Below are 3,083 nucleotides of genomic sequence, written 5' to 3'. Positions count from 1 at the left end.
AGGCATCGGCATGCGCCGCACGCCCTTCGGCATGCCCGTGGTCCCCGAGGTGTAGATCATCGCCGCCGCTCGCCGCGCCGGCTCCTGGGTTTCCGGATGCCCGTCGCGCCAACGGTCCCAATCGGGCAGTCCGTCCGGGACCTCGGTCAGATCAGGGGGAATGCCGAAGGTTGCCGCGAGCTCGGGCGGCGTCGCGACGACGAGGAGGCGGACATCCGCCGGGATGCCGTCGCGGATCTGCGGCAGCAAATCGGCGTGGCAGACCAGGATCTTCGCACCGCTGTCGGTCAGGATGTAACGGACCTCCTCGGCCTTGAGATGCCAATTGATCGGCACCACCGGGCTGCCCAGTGCGGCAGAGGCCGCGACCACTTCGAACAGGGCGAAATCGTTGCGCAGCATCATCGCGACCGGCACGCCTTCGGCAAGGCCGAGGGTGCGCAGCCCGCTCGCCGCGCGTTTGATGCGCGCCTGGATCGCGTCATAGCCGATCCGGCGTTCGCCGCTGATGATCATCGTCGGTCCTCGTTCGCTCGTGTCAGCGATCATCCAGCACGTCGCCGAAGCCGACCCAGCTCTTGCCGTTGAAGCGCCGGAGCTGAAGCTGCTGGAATGGCAGATAGTCGTCGGGGCCGGTGCTCACGCTCATGCCCGGCAGCAGCAGCGGCAACTTCACGTCTTTCAGCGAAGCGGCCTGACGCATGATGTTGTCGCGGCTGACATCGTCCTTGCACGCCTTCAGCACGGTCATCAGCAGCGTCGCATAGTGATAGCCGGCCGCGTAGTTGGAATTGGAGAGGTCGGCGTTCGGCATGTACTGCTTCATGAAGGCGAAGTACTCCTTCACGCCGGGATCGCCGGCCCATTGCGGGTCCATCGTGTCCTTCTGGTTGCTCGACGAGATCAGGCCGACGGCGTTGTCGAGCCCCGCAGGCTCCAGGAACGAGATCGACGAGGCCGAGGTGGGTACGAAGAACAGATCAGGCTTCCAGCCGATCTCGGCCACGCCCTTGATCATCTGCGAGGTGAACTTGCCGAGCACGACGCCGAACAGCACGTCGGCGCCTGAGGCCTTCAGGGTCGAGAGCTGCGAGCTGATCGTCGGTGCGCTGGTCTCGTAGGTCTGCTCCGCGATGATCAGGCTCGCGGCCTTGTCCCCGAGCGCGCGCTTGAAGCCGGCGACATAGTCGCGGCCGAAATCGTCGTTCTGGGACAGGATCGCGATCTTGGCGCCGGGCTTGGTGCGCAGCACGTGCTTGGCATAGACCACGCCCTCGGATTCGTAGGCGGCCATGCCGGGCATGGTCCATTGATATTTCTGCGGATCGGCCCATTTGGTCGCGCCGGAGAGCACGAACAGCTGCGGCACCTTCTTGCTGTTCAGGTAGCGCTGCACCGCGCTGTTGGTGGCGGTGCCGAGCGAGCCGAACATCATCAGCACCTCGTCCTGCTCCACCAGCTTGCGGGTCTGCTCGACCGTCTTCGGTGGCGAATAGGCGTCGTCCAGCGTGATGAACTTGACCTTGCGGCCGTTGATGCCGCCTTCGGCGTTGACCTTCTCGAAGAAGGCTTCCTGCGTCCGCCCGATCGCGCCGAAGCCGGAGGCCGGACCGCTATAGGGCAGGGTCTGTCCGATGCGGATCTCCTCCGTGCCTTCGGCATGAACGCTGCCGCCGGCGAGCGTCAGCAGCGACATGCCGATCAGTGCGGCTGCCAGCTTCATGGTGTCCTCCCGTTGTTCTTTGTCTGTCGATCCGAGACGTCAGGCGCTTGCGCGCATCAAAAAATCCTGCCGGGCCTGATCGAACTCGCCCTTCATCCGGTCGACGAGCTCGGCGACGGGAGGGACATCGGTGATCTGGCCGATGCCCTGGCCGGATCCCCAGATGTCGCGCCACGCCTTCGATTTCGTGTTGCCGCCGGAGCCGAAATTCATCTTCGACTTGTCAGCGGCCGGGAGATTGTCCGGATCTAACCCGGCGGCGGCGATCGAGGGGCCGAGATAATTGCCGTGCACGCCGGTGAACAGGTTGGTGTAGACGATGTCGTGCGCGGCGTGCTGCGTCAGCGCAGACTTGTAGCCTGGGTCGGCATTGGCTTCCTGCGTCGCGATGAAGCGCGTGCCCATATAGGCGAGGTCGGCGCCCAGCGTCAGTGCGGAAGCGATGCCGTAGCCGTCGCTGATCGCGCCCGACAGCAGGATTGCGCCGCCGAACCATTGCTTGACCTCGCGCACCAGAGCGAAGGGCGACAGCGTGCCGGCATGTCCGCCCGCACCGGCGCAGACCAGGATCAGGCCGTCGACGCCCTGCTCGGCGGCCTTGCGCGCGTGCTTGACGTTGATGACGTCGTGGAACACTACGCCGCCGTAGGAGTGTGCGGCCTCGACGATCTCCGCCGGCGGCCGCAGCGAGGTGATGATGATGGGCGCCTTGTGCTTGACGCACGTCTCCATGTCCTTCATCAGCCGGTCGTTGGAGGCATGGCAGATCTGGTTGACGGCGTAGGGTGCGACCTTCTTGCCGGGATTGCGCGATTTGTATTCGCCGAGCTCGTCCTCGATGCGGCTCAGCCATTCGTCGAGCTTCTCGACCGGACGGGCGTTGAGCGCGGGAAACGAGCCGACGATTCCCGCCTTGCACTGCGCGATCACCAACTCCGGTCCGGAGACGATGAAGAGCGGCGAGCCGACGACGGGCAGCTCCAGATTGTTCTTGAGCAGGGCAGGCAATGCCATTCGATCCTCCTGACGACCCGCATCGCCGGTCGTTCCGGCCAAGGGGCGAGCGCTTCCATGTCGATTGTCGCGTTGGCGGGTGCGCCCGCCTCGCGGTTTGACCCCACTATAGGGTTGGACCGCGCGCGCAGGATCGTTCAAGATTGAACATAGGTGTATTCAGCTTTGAACGGGGCTGCCGGTGGATTGGGATCTCTGCAAGACCTTTGTCGCGGTGGCGGATACCGGCAGCTTCACCGCCGCGGCGCGGCGGCTGCACGCCAGCCATCCGACTGTCAGCCGCAAGATCGCGGCGCTGGAGGCGCAGCTCGGCACCAAGCTGCTGGCCCGCGCCGCCGACGGCTTT

Annotated in this window: 4 protein-coding genes; 1 reads left to right on the top strand and 3 read right to left on the bottom strand. The window is 65.1% G+C overall.

Features of this window, described 5'->3' with window-relative positions:
• From SE92_RS37170 to SE92_RS20090, 3 genes are all read right to left on the bottom strand, one after another.
• The coding region (locus SE92_RS37170) for an AMP-binding protein (RefSeq protein WP_245324648.1) at positions 1 to 516 on the bottom strand (516 nt) is incomplete at its 3' end.
• A gap of 22 nt (positions 517 to 538) precedes the next feature.
• A complete protein-coding gene (locus tag SE92_RS20095; RefSeq protein ID WP_063197762.1) occupies positions 539 to 1,723 on the bottom strand; it encodes an ABC transporter substrate-binding protein in 1,185 nt (394 codons plus the stop codon).
• 39 nt (positions 1,724 to 1,762) lie between these two features.
• Positions 1,763 to 2,737 (bottom strand): NAD(P)H-dependent flavin oxidoreductase, encoded by a 975-nt coding sequence (locus tag SE92_RS20090; protein ID WP_063197760.1) that lies wholly within the window; start codon positions 2,735 to 2,737, stop codon positions 1,763 to 1,765.
• A gap of 181 nt (positions 2,738 to 2,918) precedes the next feature.
• On the opposite strand from SE92_RS20090, the gene SE92_RS37165 reads away from it, so the two are divergent.
• Positions 2,919 to 3,083: LysR family transcriptional regulator (locus tag SE92_RS37165; protein ID WP_349510048.1), on the top strand; the 165-nt coding region annotated here is incomplete at its 3' end.

It is taken from the genome of Bradyrhizobium sp. AT1, assembly GCF_001590795.1.
Taxonomy (GTDB): domain Bacteria; phylum Pseudomonadota; class Alphaproteobacteria; order Rhizobiales; family Xanthobacteraceae; genus Bradyrhizobium.
This window is presented reverse-complemented; position numbering and strand designations above follow the sequence as displayed.

Bases quoted from the DNA above. Each gene is read 5' to 3' on its own strand.
- SE92_RS20095 (WP_063197762.1), bottom strand. From the start codon at position 1,723: ATGAAGCTGGCAGCCGCACTGATCGGCATGTCGCTGCTGACGCTCGCC.
- SE92_RS20090 (WP_063197760.1), bottom strand. From the start codon at position 2,737: ATGGCATTGCCTGCCCTGCTCAAGAACAATCTGGAGCTGCCCGTCGTC.